Source organism: Gammaproteobacteria bacterium, from assembly GCA_019911805.1.
Classification (GTDB): domain Bacteria; phylum Pseudomonadota; class Gammaproteobacteria; order Thiohalobacterales; family Thiohalobacteraceae; genus JAHJQQ01.
Window position 1 is genome coordinate 59226 of sequence record JAIOJV010000088.1, and the last position, 16916, is coordinate 76141.

General features: G+C 64.5%; 15 protein-coding genes. 3 read left to right on the forward strand and 12 right to left on the reverse strand.

Going from position 1 to position 16916, the window contains the following annotated elements; translation table 11 throughout:
* Window positions 1–218 precede the first annotated feature (218 nt).
* Both K8I04_11360 and K8I04_11365 read right to left on the reverse strand, forming a co-directional pair.
* A complete protein-coding gene (locus K8I04_11360; protein ID MBZ0072307.1) occupies window positions 219–1010 on the reverse strand; it encodes a DsrE/DsrF/DrsH-like family protein in 792 nt (263 codons plus the stop codon).
* 301 nt (window positions 1011–1311) lie between these two features.
* Entirely contained in the window at window positions 1312–1746 is a 435-nt protein-coding gene (locus tag K8I04_11365) for a rhodanese-like domain-containing protein (protein ID MBZ0072308.1), read from the reverse strand.
* A gap of 463 nt (window positions 1747–2209) precedes the next feature.
* On the opposite strand from K8I04_11365, the gene K8I04_11370 reads away from it, so the two are divergent.
* Window positions 2210–3085 (forward strand): lysophospholipid acyltransferase family protein, encoded by an 876-nt coding sequence (locus tag K8I04_11370; protein ID MBZ0072309.1) that lies wholly within the window; start codon window positions 2210–2212, stop codon window positions 3083–3085.
* 293 nt (window positions 3086–3378) lie between these two features.
* On the opposite strand, the gene K8I04_11375 is transcribed toward K8I04_11370, so the two are convergent.
* From K8I04_11375 to def, 10 genes are all read right to left on the reverse strand, one after another.
* The gene (locus tag K8I04_11375) at window positions 3379–3696 is read right to left on the reverse strand and encodes a tetratricopeptide repeat protein (protein ID MBZ0072310.1); all 318 of its coding nucleotides are present in this window, start codon (window positions 3694–3696) and stop codon (window positions 3379–3381) included.
* A gap of 32 nt (window positions 3697–3728) precedes the next feature.
* Window positions 3729–4307: a class I SAM-dependent methyltransferase gene (locus K8I04_11380; GenBank protein MBZ0072311.1), complete on the reverse strand. Its 579-nt coding sequence runs from the start codon at window positions 4305–4307 to the stop codon at window positions 3729–3731.
* 2 nt (window positions 4308–4309) lie between these two features.
* Window positions 4310–5761 (reverse strand): TrkH family potassium uptake protein, encoded by a 1452-nt coding sequence (locus K8I04_11385; protein ID MBZ0072312.1) that lies wholly within the window; start codon window positions 5759–5761, stop codon window positions 4310–4312.
* Between the two features lie 97 nt (window positions 5762–5858).
* Complete coding sequence (trkA, locus tag K8I04_11390) at window positions 5859–7232, reverse strand: Trk system potassium transporter TrkA (GenBank protein MBZ0072313.1); 1374 nt, start codon at window positions 7230–7232, stop codon at window positions 5859–5861.
* Between the two features lie 88 nt (window positions 7233–7320).
* Complete coding sequence (locus K8I04_11395) at window positions 7321–8682, reverse strand: sigma-54 dependent transcriptional regulator (GenBank protein ID MBZ0072314.1); 1362 nt, start codon at window positions 8680–8682, stop codon at window positions 7321–7323.
* Between the two features lie 67 nt (window positions 8683–8749).
* The gene (locus K8I04_11400; protein MBZ0072315.1) at window positions 8750–10966 is read right to left on the reverse strand and encodes a HAMP domain-containing protein; all 2217 of its coding nucleotides are present in this window, start codon (window positions 10964–10966) and stop codon (window positions 8750–8752) included.
* Window positions 10948–11424 carry a DUF4390 domain-containing protein gene (locus K8I04_11405; protein MBZ0072316.1) on the reverse strand — a complete coding sequence of 159 codons (477 nt, stop codon included), beginning with the start codon at window positions 11422–11424 and terminating at the stop codon, window positions 10948–10950. Before K8I04_11405 ends, K8I04_11400 begins: the two co-directional genes overlap by 19 nt.
* A gap of 172 nt (window positions 11425–11596) precedes the next feature.
* Window positions 11597–12931, reverse strand: coding sequence for a 16S rRNA (cytosine(967)-C(5))-methyltransferase RsmB (gene rsmB / locus K8I04_11410; protein ID MBZ0072317.1), 1335 nt, complete (start codon window positions 12929–12931; stop codon window positions 11597–11599).
* Window positions 12928–13881, reverse strand: coding sequence for a methionyl-tRNA formyltransferase (gene fmt / locus K8I04_11415; GenBank protein MBZ0072318.1), 954 nt, complete (start codon window positions 13879–13881; stop codon window positions 12928–12930). Before fmt ends, rsmB begins: the two co-directional genes overlap by 4 nt.
* An 85-nt stretch (window positions 13882–13966) precedes the next feature.
* On the reverse strand, window positions 13967–14512 hold the full coding sequence (gene def, locus K8I04_11420) for a peptide deformylase (GenBank protein MBZ0072319.1): 546 nt from the start codon (window positions 14510–14512) through the stop codon (window positions 13967–13969).
* Window positions 14513–14720: 208 nt separating this feature from the next.
* On the opposite strand from def, the gene K8I04_11425 reads away from it, so the two are divergent.
* Window positions 14721–15749, forward strand: a complete 1029-nt coding sequence (locus K8I04_11425; GenBank protein ID MBZ0072320.1) for a LysM peptidoglycan-binding domain-containing protein — start codon at window positions 14721–14723, stop codon at window positions 15747–15749.
* A 60-nt stretch (window positions 15750–15809) separates the two neighbouring features.
* Window positions 15810–16916: a DNA-processing protein DprA gene (dprA, locus tag K8I04_11430; GenBank protein ID MBZ0072321.1), complete on the forward strand. Its 1107-nt coding sequence runs from the start codon at window positions 15810–15812 to the stop codon at window positions 16914–16916.

The window sequence follows — 16916 nt, forward strand, 5'->3', positions numbered from 1 at the left end:
GTACGATGAATTAAGACGAATTAACCAGAAGATCCCTAGTACCTAGTACCTCATAGTTCCGGGCGCTGGTTACCTGGAGTCTAGGGGTATTCGGCATCTGGGAAAAGTGCGGCCTATTGGGAAACGCTGGCGCCGCCCACCGGGGTTCCTTTTTCCGAGGTGTAAAAAAAAAAACAGGACCCTCGCGGGTCCTGTCTTCGTCACTGCCGGCTGCGCGATCAGATGAACAGGCAGACGTCCGCTTCCTTGCCCATGGGCAGGAAGTAGGTGGCACCGACGTAGTCGACGCCACCGATGAACTCGTCACGGCTGAAACCGAACACGTCCACGGTCATCTGGCAGGCGTACATCTTCACGTCGGCCTCGATGCACAGCTCGCGCAGCTCGTCGACCGTGGCGACGCCCTTGTTCTTGAACGTCTTCTTCATCAGACCGGTGGCCACCTTTTCGAAGCCGGGGATGCCGGCCATGATCAGGTTGGGCATCGGCCAGGTGAAGTTCTGGAACCACTTCGGACCAAACGGCATCTTCATGGGCATGGCCGGGTTGCCCAGCGGGCTGACCTCGCTGGGGATCTCCTTCTTCAGCAGCAGCAGACCGTAAAAGGTGAAGAAGATGCTGGCCTCCCAGCCCAGGGCCGCGGCGGTGGAGGCCAGGATGAAGGGCGGATAGGCCCAGTCCAGGGTGCCCTTGGTGGCAATGATGGCCATCTTCGGGGTCTTGTTGGCCTCGATGTCGGCCAGTTTGCTCGGCAGCAATTCATCCAGCTTCTGGTTGAGCCATGCATCCAACTGGCCGTTCTGCATTGCGTCTGTAGACATCTCTAGTTCTCCTCCTGACCGCATTGTAAGTGTTGGACACGTCCAATCGCCTCCGCTATGCCGGGGAGGCGGCTGGCTAGTCCTTATGGGTAATAATTCAGTCGATCGGCCTTCTGCGATTGATTTTGGGGTACCTGCAGTCTCGCCGGAGATGCGGGGAATACCGGCGAATCGTCTCGTGAAGATCATGCCCCGGCGCGACGCGCCAGACCCGCAATATATTCCGCCCAACCCGGAAGAGTCAACGCGGGTGGATCCAGGAGCCTGTCGGACTTGAGCGATCGGGGCGAGCACGGTGGAAGAGCAAGGTCATTTTTTCGACCGTTTGAGGAGAATAGCCGCAGCTATTCGACGATCCCTTCGCCTGGAGCGCAGGGGGACGACCGCCGGGCCGGCCCGCAGGGTGGCGGGTAGGATACCCGGAATAAAAGGATCAAAAAAATGGGCTGCTCTCCCGCCGGCGCCGCGGTGCGAATAGTGTTAACAGGCCCTAGCACTGCTCCCAGGGCAGCCCGCGGAAGCGCCAGCCACCCACGCTGCTGCGGTGATGATGGGCGTCGAGCTCGCCCTCGAAGCCCTCTGTGACGTTGTAGACTTCCTTCAAACCGCTCCTTACCAGCAGCTTGCCGGCCTCGAGTGAGCGCTTACCGCTGCGGCAGATGAGGATGACCGGGGCGCAGTCGACGGTGTCATCGGCAGCACACACGCCGCCCAGCAGGAGCTGGCGCACCTGGGTGACGAACTGCGGGTTGATCTGCCAGTCGGGCTCGTCGATCCAGGGTACGTGGATGGCGCCGAGCGGATGGCCGACGAACAGATACTCCATGTTCGAGCGCACGTCGACCAACAATGCGCGCGGATTCCGCTGCAGGTAGTCCCACGCCTCCTGCGGCGACAGGCCGCAGACCTCCACCACTTCGGACATGACCATCCCCCTCATCGACCCGAGTCAGTATAGTGGCGCATGGCGCCTACGTAAGCCGTTGCCTTGGAGAAATGGTTAGTTAAGGTAAATGCCGTTCAATATAGTGGCGTTTTTACCGGTCACGCCCCGCACGGCATCCGGCGGTTGGCCGCGCGGCCACAGGAGCAATCGGCAGAACTAAATAAAATCCCACAACAATTGGAATTTTACCTATTGCGCGCCACCACATTCCCACTCATATCCAATGACAGCATTCGAATACAATCAAAGTCACAATTTTTATGGCAGCTCGAGCTGGCGCATGGCGGCTTCTCTGAAAATGCTCATGGATGAAGGCTATTTATCGGCCTCAGGGTGAAACTACTGACTATTCTTAGATGATTGTGGGGTTGGACATGAATTTTATCGCCCTAATAAACCAAGCTGTGGCAATAGACCTCACATTCGACGTACGTCGTGGCCCATGCGCGCCCGCCTGATCACCGCCCTGCTGCACGGGCTCGCGGCCCTGCCGCTCGGCTGGAACCGGCGCCTCGGCGCGGCCGTCGGCTGGCTGCTGACCGTCCTGCCCAACCGCATACGCCGCCACAGCGCGGTCAATATCCACCTGTGCCTGCCGGAACTCGATGCCCGGGCGCAGCGACAGCTGCTGAACCGCTCCATCGTTGAGACCTGCCGAACGGTCTTCGAGGCCGGCCCACTCTGGCTGTGGCCGCAGGCACGCCTGCGGCCGTTGATGGGCGAGGCACTCGACGTCGAACCCGTCGATGCTGCCGTGCGGGCCGGCCGCGGGGTGATCCTCGCGACGCCGCACCTGGGCAGCTGGGAGATGGCGGGGCATTTCTGTGCCTTGCGCTGGGGCATCACCAATCTGTACCGCCCGCCGCGCGTGCCCGAACTCGACGCCCTGATCCGCCGTGGCCGGGGACGCCTGGGCGCCCGCCTGGCGACCACCGACGCCACCGGGGTCCGGCAACTGTACCGGGCGCTCGCCGCCGGTGAGGTGATCGGCATCCTGCCCGACCAGGACCCCGGCGACGGCGGTGTGTTCGCGCCGTTCTTCGGGGTGTCGGCGAACAGCATGGTGCTGCTGGGGCGGCTGGCGCGGAAGACCGGCGCGGCGGTGTTCTTTGGCTTCTGCGAGCGTCTGCCCGGCGGGCGCGGCTACCGCTTCCAGTTCCTGCCAGCCCCGGACGAAATTGCCGACCCCGACCCGGTGGTCGCCGCGGCCGCCATGAACCGCGGCGTCGAGGCCTGCGTGCGCCGTTGTCCGGAACAATATCAGTGGGGTTACCGCCGTTTCCGCAGCCGCCCACCCGGCGAACCGCGGCTGTACTGACGCACGTCGGATGGCATCAGTCGGCAGTCCAAAAAACAAAAAGGGCAGGCCCGAATGGCACTTACATCAGCCGATGTCTCGGAAAATGGCCACAGAAGCACACGGAAAAAGACTCACTGCATAAAATCCGGAAGCCATACGCAGGGTGATGACCCAGGGTTTACGCAGTAAATTCTTTCCGTGTCATTCCGTGTGTTTCCGTGGCCAAGTAATGGTTTAGGCAAGTACCGTTCGGGGTAGAGTCCATTTTTAGTTTCCCTGCCGAATCCTGAATCCCGGATCCGGATCCCCGCCTACCCCGCCTTCTGCAGTCGCTTGAGGAAGACCCGCATCTCCTTGGCCGCCTGCTTGTCACCCTTGCGCTCGGCCACCTCGATGCCGGTCGCATAGGCCTCCCGGGCGGCCGCGCCGTCGCCGGCCTCTGTCAGCGCCTTGCCCAGCATCTTCCAGGCCGCCGAGTAGTCTGGGTCGTGCTGCACGGCACGCCGCAGGTGCAGCACCGCGGCCCGGGCATCGCCGGCCTTCAGGTATTCGGTACCCAGGCTGTAGCGCAGCAGGGTGTTATCCTGCCCACCCGCCAGCATCTTCTCGAAGTTGTCTATGAGGCTCATGAGATGCTCCCGATCAGGTCGCTGCGGCGCGCTCAGACGCGTGCACCGATAAACTGTACCTCGCCACGCAGGCCGCGAGCGTGGTCGCCCGGCACCCCGTCCTCCCGATAGAGGTGGACGCGCAACGGCGCAAACAGGTGCAGCAGTTCGCCCGTCGCCAACCGGTAGGCTGGATTGCGCGGCCCGCGGTCGCCCACGCGCTCCGGGCCGAAGGTCTGGTAGAACAACAGCCCGCCCGGCCGCAACGCCGCCATGATTGCCGGGGTAAGCCGCCGGTCCAGGAAATAGCCGACCGTGATCGCATCGTAGCACGCCGGCGGCGGCGGCTCGGCCACCACGTCGCGCACCCGGGACGCGATCGTCAGGCCGTCACGGGCGGCCGCCGCTTCCAGTTGCCCGAGGGCGACCGCCGACAGATCCCAGGCATCCACTGTCAGCCCGCAACGCGCCAGCAACAGTGCCGTACCGCCCCGGCCACAGGCCAGGTCCAGCGCCCGCCCCTCCACCGGCAGCAGATGGGCGTAATCACGTACCACCGCGATCGGCAACGGCGCTGTGTCGGGCGTGCCGCGGTAGCGCTGATCCCAGCTGTTGCGCTCCTCGTTCGTCATCGTCAACGTCGCCAGAACGCCGGTGACAGCAGCACCAACACGGTGAAGATCTCGAGCCGCCCGAGCAACATGGCGATACACAGGACCCACTTGGCGATGGCGTTCAGGTCGCCGTAGTGGGCGCTCACGTTGCCCAGCCCCGGCCCCAGGTTATTCATGCACGCCGCGACCGCGGAGAATGCCGTAACCTGATCGAGGCCCGTCGCCATCAGGATCAGGAGTAACACGCCGAAGATGGCGATGTACGCGGCGAAGAAGCCCCACACCGCCTCCACCACCCGGTCGGGCAGAGGCTTGCGGTTGATCTTGATCGGGATCTGCGCATTAGGGTGCACCAGACGCGTGATCTCACGCCCGACCTGCTTGATGAGCAGCAGGAAGCGGATCACCTTGATGCCCCCGCCGGTGGAGGTGGCGCACGCGCCGATGAAGCTCGTGAACAACAGCAGCACCGGCAGGAAGCCCGGCCAGGCGTGATACTGGGCCGTGGTGAAACCGGTGGTCGTACCGATGGAGACGGCCTGGAAGATGCCGTGGTGCAGAGAGTCCCCCCAGCTGGAGAAGGTGCCGGTCATGATGAGATAGGCCACGGTGATGCCGGCGGTCAGCGTCAGGATCGTGAGGTAGGTCCGTACCTCCGAGTCCTGTGCGTAGGGGCGCAGGCTGATACTGCGCCAGGCGGTGAAATGCAGCGCGAAGTTCATCCCGGCCAGCAGCATGAACACCACGGCGATCATTTCGATCGTGGTGCTTTGAAAATACCCCATACTGAGATCGTGGGTGGAAAAACCGCCGATGGCCACGGTCGAGAAACTATGTGTGATGGCGTCGAACGGCTCCATGCCGGCCACCCAGAAGGCAGCGGCGCAGGCCACCGTCAGCCCCAGGTAGATGTACCAGAGCGCCTTGGCGGTCTCGGTGATGCGGGGCGTGAGCTTGGTGTCCTTCATCGGGCCCGGTGTCTCGGCGCGATAGAGCTGCATGCCGCCGATACCCAGCATGGGCAGCACCGCGACTGCCAGCACGATGATCCCCATGCCGCCCAGCCATTGCAGTTCCTGACGGTAGAACAGGATCGACCTGGGCAGATCGTCCAGGCCGGTGAGTACCGTGGCACCGGTCGTCGACAGCCCGGAAATGGATTCGAATACCGCGTCGGTAACGGACATATCAGGCCGTTCGGACAGTGCCAATGGCACCGCGCCCGCCAGCCCCAGCACCAGCCAGAACATGACCACCACCACGAAGCCGTCGCGTAGCCGCAATTCCCGGCGCCGCTTACGCACCGGCCACCAGAGCAGGAACCCCACGGAAAGCACTAGCAAGAACCCGTGGATAAAGGGCAGTACCGCGCCGTCACCGTACCACAGCGCCGCGCCGACGGGCGGGAGCATCGTGGTGCTGAAGATCATCAGCAACAGACCAAGGATGCGTTGGATCGTCGCGAGCTGCATGACTACTCAGTTGAGCCGATAGATTGTGAAAGCCATGTCGACGGGTGCGCCGTAAGAACTGTGCCGGTATCCGGCCGCCAGCCTCACACGCATGCTGTCAAAGGAACGTGACGCCGACCTGAAACAGACGTTCCACATCGGCGATACGTCGCTTGTCGACCAGAAACAAGATGACGTGGTCACCGCTTTCGATGACGGTGTCGTGGTGGACGATGAGCACCTCGTCGCCACGAACGATGGCACCGATGCTGGCACCTGTCGGTAGCTTGATGTCTTGCAGCGCCCGCCCAACCACCTTCGAGGTACTACGATCACCGTGGGCTACGGCCTCGATGGCCTCGGCTGCGCCGCGGCGCAGGGAATGCACGGCGACCACGTCACCACGCCGGACATGGGTGAGCAGACTGCCGATCGTGGCCTGCTGGGGCGAGAGCGCGATGTCGATGGCCTCGCTCTGCACCAGATCCACGTAGGCGGCTCGATTGATGAGCGACATCACCTTGCGGGCACCGAGCCGCTTGGCCAGCATGGCAGAGAGGATATTCGCCTCCTCATCGTTGGTCAGCGCACAGAACACATCCGTGTTTTCGATGTTCTCCTCGAGCAGCAACTCTTCGTCGGCCGCGTCGCCCAGCAATACGATGGTATTTTCCAGACTCTCGGACAGCATGCGCGTGCGCTCCGGACTGCTGTCGATCAGCTTGACCTGATAGCGCCCCTCCAAGGCCTGGGCGAGGCGCATGCCGATATTACCGCCACCGGCCAGAATGATGCGCTTGATCGGCCGGTCCTCCCGCCGTAACTCACCCATCACCGCGCGGATGTCGCCGCGTGCCGCCACGAAGAACACCTCGTCATCCACCTCGATGACGGTATCACCTCCGGGAATGATCGCGCGACCGCGCCGGAAGATCGCCGCGACGCGCGCCTTGACCTTGGGCATGTGCTCACGCAGGGCGCGTAACTCCTGACCGACCAGCGGACCGTCGTAATAGGCGCGTACCGCAACCAGTTGCACCTTGCCGTCCGCGAAGTCCAGCACCTGCAAGGCACCCGGATAATCGATCAGCCGCTGCACATAGTCCGTCACCAGCTGCTCCGGGCTGATCAGCACGTCGATAGGCAGGGCATCTTGTGAGAACAGGCGTGGCTGGCTAAGGAATTCCGCGGCGCGCACGCGTGCGATCTTGGTGGGTGTATGGAACAGCGTGTAGGCGACCTGACAGGCGATCATGTTGGTCTCGTCGCTGTTGGTCACGGCGATGATCATATCGGCATCCTCGGCCCCGGCGCGCTGCAACACGTCGGGATGGGCACCGTGACCGACCACGGTGCGAATATCCAGGCGATCCTGCAGATCCTGCAGGATCCGGCTGTTCGCATCGACGACGGTAATGTCGTTGAACTCGCTGGCGAGATTGTGCGCTACGGAGGAGCCCACCTGGCCGGCGCCGAGGATGATGATCTTCATGAGCTCATCCGTGTGTGCACACACGCGGCCCCATACGGAAGCAAGGTTCCGCCGGACGACCCGGCCCGGAAATACGGCATGGCTTTAATCACTTCCCTTTGGCATCGATGCCGAGCGCCTTGAGTTTACGGTACAGGTGGGTGCGCTCCATGCCGACACGTTTGGCCAGTTTGCCCACGCTGCCGCCGACATCGGTCAGCTGGTGTTCGAGGTAGGCCTTCTCGAACTGTTCGCGTGCCTCGCGCAGCGGCAGGTCGAAGGGCAGCGCGGCACCTCCCGCAGCGGCGGCCACCACCTGCGCACCCAGTGCGGAGTCCACCTCCTCGATCGTGATCTCCTCGCCGGCACCGAGGATCAGCAGACGCTGCACGATATTCTTCAGCTCGCGGATATTGCCCGGCCAGGTGTGGTTGCGCAGACGATTCTGTGCCGCCACGGAGAAATGCCGATAGGGCAACGATTCGCGGGTCACGAAATAGTCGACATAGTAGTTGAGCAGATCCGGAATATCTTCACAGTGCTCGGTCAGCGCGGGGATACGCAGCGGTACCACGTTCAGGTGGTAGTAGAGGTCCTCGCGGAAATTGCCGTCAACGACCTCCCGTTTCAGGTCACGATGGGTGGCGGCGATGATGCGCACATCGACCCGTACCGGCTCGCTGCCGCCCTGCCGCAGAAAGGAACGGGTCTCCAGGACTGATAACAGCCGCACCTGCGTCTGCTCGTCCATGTCCGCGATGTCATCGAGATAAAGCGTGCCGCCATGGGCCTGCTCGAAACGTCCATAGCTCAACCGCCCGCCCTCTTCGCTGCCGAACAGCTCGGCCGCCGAGGTGTGCGACGACATTGACCCCACACCGACCTCGACGAACGGACCCTGACGGCGTGCGCTGTGATTGTGGAGGTAATGGGCGAAGGTCTTCTTACCAGCGCCCGGTTCGCCGGTGATCAGCACCCAGCTATCGTGCTGGGCGATGCGCCGTGCCTGCTCGCGCAGCCGCTGCATGGCCTCACCGCGCCCCACCGGCTCCGGAACGACCGGCTCGAGACGCTTGAGGCCGGTATTTTCGCGCACCAGTTGGTCGGCCTCCAGGGCGCGCTCGACAGTGAGCAGGAGCTTGGCCAGCGAGATGGGCTTCTCGATGAAGTCATAGGCGCCCAGACGTGTCGCCTCGACCGCGGTCTCGACGGTACCGTGCCCGGACATAACGATCACGGGACAGGGGAGGACGCCGCCGTCACCCCACTCGCGCAGCAGGGTGATGCCATCGACATCCTCCATCCAGATGTCGAGCAGGATCAGATCGGGCCGCCGGGCACGGCGTGCGCGACGCGCGGCCTCACCGTTTTCGGCGACATCGACCTCGTAACCCTCTTCCTCGAGGATCTCCTGGACCAGAGAGCGGATATCCGGCTCGTCATCCACCACCAGTATGTATGCAGCCGCCATAGTTGTTGGGTCTGTTGGGTGGGCTATCGCACCGGCAGAGATGCGGGCGTTGGGCCGAGTATAAACCCTATGCAGGCGGTTGCACCAAGACGGACGGCGCGCTGGCTGTGGGCGCCTCGACGGCGCGCAAGCGGATGCGTACCAACGCGCCGCCCTCCGGTGCGTTTTCGGCGATCACCATGCCGCCATGCTCCTCGACGATCTTCTTCACGATCGCCAGACCGAGGCCGGTACCCTTGGGTTTGGTCGTCACGTACGGTTCGAACAGCTGATTCAGCACCGTCTCGCCGAAACCCGGACCGCTGTCGCTCACGGACAGCTCGACGAACCGCCGATCGTCTTCGCTCGCCATGCGGGTGCGCACCATGATATGCACCCCGGGCGGCTGGCCCGCGACCGCCTCCTGGGCGTTCTTGATCAGATTGTGCAGCAGCTGCCGCATACGTCCGATATCCGCCTCCACCCAGGGGTTGCTGGGATCCAACTCGGTACCGATGCGCTGATTGCCACCCGCGCCACGGTAGAGGTCGAGCACCTCGCGCACCAGACGATTGAGGTGGACGAGATACAGCCGGATCTGCGGGGCGCGTGCATATTCGGAAAAGGCGTTGACCATCTCCTTCATGGTCTCCACCTGCTGCACGATGGTATGCGTAGACCGATCGAGGATCTCGGCATCCGCGGGGGACATATGCTCGAGAAATTTGCGTCGCAGCCGTTCGGCCGACAGTTGAATGGGCGTCAGCGGGTTCTTGATCTCGTGGGCGAGACGCCGCGCCACCTCACCCCAGGCGGCGTCGCGTTGGGCCTGGATCAGCGCAGTGATGTCGTCCAGCACCAGCACCAGACCACCCGGCTGCGAGGCATCTCCGGGCAGCGCTGCCGCCCGACAGATCAGCACCTGCCGGCCACGCACGCCGAACAGCGTCACCTCCTCGGCCCACTGATCACTCGCCTCGCGGCGACGCGCAAAGATCACGTCGGTCAGCGGCTGCAGGTACTGATGCTGCTCGGCCAGTCGTTCCAGTGCAATACCGGCGCAATCCAGCGGGTCCAGATCGAGGATACGGCCGGCGGCGTCGTTGATGGTACGCACCTGCAGGTCCGGCGCGAGACTGACGACGCCGGATGACAGATTCGCCAACAGCGCCTCGAGATAGGTGCGCTGACCCTCGATCTGTTGCTGGCTGCGGCTGGCCTCGTCGCGCGCATAGGCCAGCCGTCGCGTCATCACATTGAAGGACTGCACGAGAAAACCCAGTTCGTCATGCCCGCTGACGGGCAACTGCTGGCTGTAGTCGCCATCCGCCACTGCGCGTGTGCCCTCGGCCAGATCGCGGATCGGCGCAACCAGCCGGCGCGCTGAATAGAAGGCGGCCCACACTGCCGACAGCAGACTGAGCAGCAGCACCATCGACAGGGTCAGCGTGTAGCTGTGCTTGAGCGGGACGCGCAGGTAGGCAAGTTCCTTGTAGCGCGCATAGGCGTCCTGTACACGATCCGCCTTGGTATTGAGCCGCTCGGGCACACTGTAGAGCGCCTGTAGAATGCGCATCTCGGCACCCGGGCCGCCGGAGGGAACGGGGACCACCGCGCGGATGTGCAACTCGTCGCCGATGGGATCAAGACCGACATAAGGCTGACCCTGGCGCACCTGCTGCAGCACGGCGTCGGTCGGCCGGTCCGGGACGATCTGAATGGCCTCCAGGCTGCTCGAGGCGATGATACGACCATTGGCACCGATCAGGGTCAGCTCGCTGGCGCCGGAACGCACCCGCAGATCGAACAGGCTGAGGGGCGCGATCGGTGAGGGTACCTCGGTGAGTTCATCGGCGAGCCGTTGGCTGAGATGGAGCCGCTCGCGCAGCCGCGCCTCGAAGGACGACCGGCTCAGCTCCAGCGCATCCTCCAGCGATGCCTCGATCTGCACGTCGAACCAGCTGTCGATACCGCGCTGCAGGAACTGCAGCGAGAAGTAGTACACCACCGATACCGGCAGTACGGCGAGCACCACGAACATCAGCACCAGACGCGAGGTCAGGCGCGCACCGGCGGCCCGCCGACGATACTGCATCAGCAGCCAGTAGAGATTGGTACCGATGAGCCCGGTCAGCACCATCAGCCCGAGGGCATTGGTCAGCAACAGCAGAGAGTACATGCGCCCGAACTGCTCGGAGTTGTGGGTGGCGTCGCTCATGAACGACAGCGACACCAACAACAGCACGAACAGCGCGAGCATCGGCACCAGCCCGCGGCCGTAGCGTCTCATGGCGACAGCTGCCATCGGTACCACTCGCTGGTCAGACGCCACTGATCAGAGACATAGGCCCATAGGCGCATGGGCGTGGGCAGTTCCTCGACATCCAGGGTGGCGCGCAGGCGTCCAAAGTAGGTCTTCCCCGGGTCCAGCAGCCGTGCATCCAGCACCGGGAAGTTACGTACGAAACCGACGGCATACAGGGCGTCCGCGAGGGTGGTATAGCTCTGCCTCGTATCGGTGTTCAGGTTATGCACCAGGTAACGATCGGACAGCGCGTGAAACTGCAGACGATAGAGTTGATTGACGACGGCAACCGCTTCATTCCAGAGCCAGCGGCGGTTGTCTTCGACGCGAATCTCGATCCGCAATACCAGCGGCAAGCCGCTGTGGAGGGCGCCCAGTGCCGCCTCGCTGAAGCGGAAATCGATATTGGCATCCAGCAGATAGACGCCCTGATCGAGACTCGATCGGACATCACGCACGACAAAATAACCGGATTCTTCGGCCTGCAGCAGGGATGCGGAACACAGCCACACCCACCCGATCAACCAGAGCCAGGCACGGGGCCGGTGGCAGCGCCTCGCCAGACACCCTCCCGGATATTCTCCCGGACACCCCACCAAACCTCCTCCCGGACGCCCTCCTTGCATGCGCTCAGCAATCCTCAGGTCGTTTGACCAGACAAGCATAATAGAAGCCGTCCATGCCCAGCCCTTCGGCATCGGCAGCGCCCGGCAGTAGCTGGCGGCCGTGGCGGCAGGCCGCGCCCCAGGGCACATCCAGCCGACGCTCTTCGGCGTCCGCGTGATGCTCCAGGCACACGGCGATCTGCTCCTCGTTTTCCTGCCGCAGCAGGGAGCAGGTCGCGTACACCAGCATACCGCCGGGGGCGAGCAACGGCCACACAGCGGCCAGCAGGCGCGCCTGCGAGTGGGCCAGCGCGTCGATATCCGACGCGCGCCGCAGCGACTTGATGTCGGGGTGCCGGCGGATCACGCCGGTGGCGGAGCAGGGCGCATCCAGCAGAATACGATCGAACGGCCGGCCGTCCCACCACGCCTGCGGCGTACCCGCATCACCGACGATGACAGTCGCATCCAGCTGCAGGCGCGCGAGATTCTCATGGATGCGTTGGGCGCGCCGGGCGTCGCTGTCGACGGCCACCAGCTCGGCGAGCCGCGGCTGCAGCTCCAGGATGTGCGCGGTCTTACCCCCGGGTGCGGCACAGGCATCCAGCACACGCATGCCCGGACCGGCATCCAGCAGCGTGGCCGCCAACTGCGCCGCGCCATCCTGCACGGACACCTGACCCTCCTGGAACCCCGGCAGGTGTTCGACGCCCACCGACGTCGTGAGGACCAACCCCTGGGGTGCGAGCTGGAGCACGGTATGGGCCAGGCCCGCAGCCTCCAGACGGTGTCGATAGGCCTCCCGGTCGAGGCGTCGAGTATTGACGCGCACTGCCAGGGGCGGGCGCTCGTTGTTGGCCGTCAGGACGCGCTCCCAGTCGTCCGGCCAGTCACGACGTATGTGCTCGATCAGCCAGCGTGGATGCGCCCAACGGCCCGCGTCGTTCGCGTCGGCGCGGGCATCGACTTCCGCGCGCCGTCGCTGGTAGCCCCGCAGCACGGCATTGGCGAGCGGGACGGCCCAGCGCTTGCCGGTGGCGCGCACCGCTTCGACGGTCGTATGGACCGCGGCGTGGGGCGCAACCGCCGTATACCCGAGCTGATAAAGACCGATGAGCAGCAGGGCACCGATGTCCCGATCCTTTGCCTTCAGCGGCTGCCGGAGCAACTGCGCGAGCAGCACCTCCAGGCGGAACCGCCAGCGCAAGGTGCCGTAGACGAGTTCCTGCACCAGGCCGCGGTCCGCGGGCTGGCAACGGGTGAGCACCTCCGGCAGCACCAGGCTCAGCGAACGGTGAGCACCGATGACCTGATCGACAGCCTCTCCGGCGAGGGTCCGCAGCCGGGCCGGTGCGGTCATCGTCCGGCCGTTCGGGGCAGGGTCGCCGAATCGAGGCGGATACCCACCAGGGGGGCCGGACGGTTGGCCAGGTCGGCCGCGCCGATGCGCCGTCCCCCGGGCAGCTGCACCTCCAGCAGGCGCAGGCAGTCCACGCCGCAGGCGACGTCCACGCCGGCCCGCCCCGCCTGGAGGATCGTGCCGGGTTCCCCGGAACCACCGACGCGCTCGGCACGCCACACCCGCAGCACCTGGCCGTGGAGCGCCGTCTGCGCGACCGGCCAGGGGTTGAAGGCGTTCACCTGACGCACCAGGTCGGTCGCGGACCTCCGCCAGTCCAGTGGGGCCTCGGCTTTGTCGAGCTTGGCCGCATAGCTTGCCTGTGCATTATCCTGCGGTTCCTCGCGCAGCGCGCCCTCAAGCAGGGCGTCGAGCTTGGCCGCGAGGAGGTCTCCACCCAGGGCTGCCAGGCGATCATGCAGGTCGGCCGCCGTATCGGCGGGACCGATGGGACAGGTCGCCCGGGCCAGCATCGGGCCGGTATCCAGCCCGGCCTCCATACGCATCAGCGTGACGCCGGTCTCACGATCGCCAGCCAGGATGGCGCGCTGGATCGGTGCCGCGCCGCGCCAGCGCGGCAGCAGGGAGGCGTGCACGTTGACGCAGCCTCTGGCCGGCAGATCCAGGACGGCCTGCGGGAGGATCAACCCATAGGCGACCACCACCAGGAGATCCGGACGATAGGCCGCCAGCCCCGCCCGCGCCGCATCTGTCTTCAGGGTAAGCGGTTGTACGACCGGTATGCCGTGCGCCAACGCCAGCTCTTTGACTGGACTCGCGCGCAGCGTGCGGCCGCGCCCGGCAGGCCGATCCGGCTGGGTATAGACGGCAACGACGGGGTGCACACTGGCAAGCAGGGCACGCAGGCTGGGCAGCGCGAATTCCGGCGTGCCGGCAAAGACGATCCTCATGGGAACAGCGCGACCTTTGCGGCTGATGACGTCAGGAAACGGCGGCTATTGTACCCGCTGGTCACCGCGATCGCAGCGTGAGTACCTAAATAACGGGCTCGCCGTGGCGCACGGCCATGGCTGGCTGGGCGTCACCGTGGCGTTCGGCCTTCTCCAGCTTCTTGCGGATGCGTTGGCGCTTCAGGTTCGAGAGATAGTCGACGAACAGCTTGCCGTCCAGATGGTCGATCTCGTGCTGGATGCAGACCGCCAGCAACCCGTCCGTCTCAAGGTCGAATGCCTTGCCGTCACGGTCCAGGGCACGGACCCGGATGTGCTCGGCGCGCTGGACCTTCTCATAGAAGCCGGGTACCGACAGGCAGCCTTCCTCCATTTCCTCGGTGCCCTGCCGCTCTAGGATTTCAGGATTGATGAAGGTCAGCGGCTGATCCTTCTCCTCGCTGATATCCACCACGAGGACGCGGCGATGCACGTTGACCTGGGTGGCGGCGAGTCCGATACCGGGGGCGGCATACATGGTCTCGAACATGTCATCCACCAGACGCCTGATCTCGGCATCGACGGCGTCGACCGGTTGCGCGCGGGTGCGCAGACGCGGATCGGGGAAATGCAGGATTTGGAGCTTGGCCATGTGCGGTCGGTCACAACGCTTTGATACGCGCGGTCATGTTGCTAAAGTAAATTCGGTAACGTAGCGATAATAATGGAATTCGAGCCCCGGTTTCCACACTTTCTGGGGTAGGGTTTTTGGGCTAGACTGCGGTGGCGTCGGCTCTGGGTACCGTTCCACGCCGCCATGCAACAGTCGGCCGCACAACAACAGCAGCATAGGGATGCATATGGCCAACAAATTCCTGGGACTGATTCTCGCCGCGCTGCTCACCGCACCGGCACTCGCCGGCGCGGTCGCACTCAACCCCGACCACCCGGACCGCTATGTGGTCGTGAAGGGGGACACGCTCTGGGGCATCTCGGAACGCTTCCTGCGGGACCCCTGGCTGTGGCCGGAGGTCTGGTACGTGAATCCCCAGATCGAAAATCCGCACCTCATCTACCCCGGCGACATCATCACCTTGATTTACGTCGACGGTAAACCGCAGTTGCGCGTCCAGCGTGGTCCTCAGACGATCAAACTGTCTCCACAGGTCCGCGAGGAGCGCATCGACCGCGCGATCCCGACCATCCCGATCGATGCCATCAAACAGTTCCTGACCCAGCCGTTGGTGGTCGATGAGGGTGAAATGGAGCGCGCACCCTATGTCGTGCAGAGCGCCGACGAGCACCTCGTGACCGGCGCAGGCGACCGCATCTATGTCCGCAGTATCACCGATACCGCGCAGGCCCGCTACAACGTCTACCACCCGGGTGATGTACTGATCGACCCCGATACCCAGGAAGTGCTGGGCTATCAGGCCATCTATCTGGGTGATGCCACCGTACAGAAATACGGTGATCCGGCCACGCTTTACCTGGAACGGACCACGCGCGAGATCGCCATCGGGGATCGTTTGAAGCCCGTGTCCCAGGACGAGATCCACGCCAGCTTCCTGCCCCATCCGCCCGCCGCAGATGTCACAGGGCGCATCATCGCCGTGCATGACGGCGTGAGCCAGGTAGGCCGTTATCAGATCGTCGTGCTCAATCTGGGTACCCGCGAAGGCATGGAGGCCGGTCATGTACTACGCGTCCGCAAGGCCGGCGAGGAGATCTTCGACAGCGTGACGCCGGCACCCAAGGACAAAGTGACCCTGCCGGACGAGGACGCCGGCCTGGTCATGGTGTTCCGTACCTTCGACAAGGTGAGTTATGGGTTAATCATGGAAGCGATCCGACCCATCCATGTGCTCGATCACGTCGCCACCCCCTGATTCGAGGGCTGAACCCATGCCACGGCGCGGCACCCGCAAGGGTGCCGCGCCGCCGCATTCATGACCCCCACCGCTGAATCCCTGCGCCATTGGCTGGCGCTGTTGCGGGCCCCCGGTGTCGGGCCGGCCACCTTCATCCGGCTGCTCGATGAGTTCGGCGACGTGGCTGCGCTGTTCGGGACCGGCGCGCCGGCCACCCTGCCCAAACCCCTGCACGACTACCTCAAGGCGCCCGACTGGGCGGCTGTCGACCGGGACCTCGCCTGGGCCCAGGCACCGGGTAACCGGATACTGCGCTGGGGCACAGCGGAGTATCCGTCCCTGCTGGCGGAGATTTCCGACCCGCCGCCACTGCTGTTCGTCCACGGCGATGCGGCCCTCCTGCAGGGACCGCAGCTCGCCATTGTCGGCAGCCGCAACCCCACGGCCGGGGGCGAGGAGACCGCGCACACCTTCGCCGCTCACCTGGCCGACGTCGGCCTGACCATCACCAGTGGCCTGGCAGTCGGCATCGATGCGGCCAGCCATCGGGGCACCCTCGCGGCCAAGGGCACAACCATCGCCGTCATGGGCACCGGCCTGGATCGGGTCTACCCGGCCCGCCACCGTGACCTCGCCCATGAAATCGCGGCCACCGGCGGCGCGCTGGTCTCGGAGTTCCTGCTGGGGACCGAGCCGCGACCGGAGAATTTCCCGCGCCGCAACCGCATCATCAGTGGACTCAGCCTGGGCACCCTGGTCGTCGAGGCGGTACCGCGCTCCGGCTCATTGACCACCGCACGGCATGCGCTGGAACAGGGGCGCGAGGTCTTCGCCATCCCCGGATCCATCCACAACCCGCTCGCCCGCGGCTGCCACGCCCTGATCCGCCAGGGTGCCAAACTGGTGGAGACGGCGGACGACATCCTGGAGGAACTGGGCCCCCTGGCCGCCAGCCTCCCGGCATCAACGGCTGCCCCCGACCAGGGACCTGACAACCCCGGACGGGCCTCACCTTCACATGCACAACTACTTGATTTAATGGGATTTGACCCTGTCTCCGTGGATCAACTGACCAGCCGCAGCGGATTGACGGCGGCGGAGGTTTCCTCCATGCTCCTGATCCTGGAGCTTGAAGGCCATGTGGCTTCCCAGGCTGGCGGGCGTTATGTCCGCAGCGCAACGTGA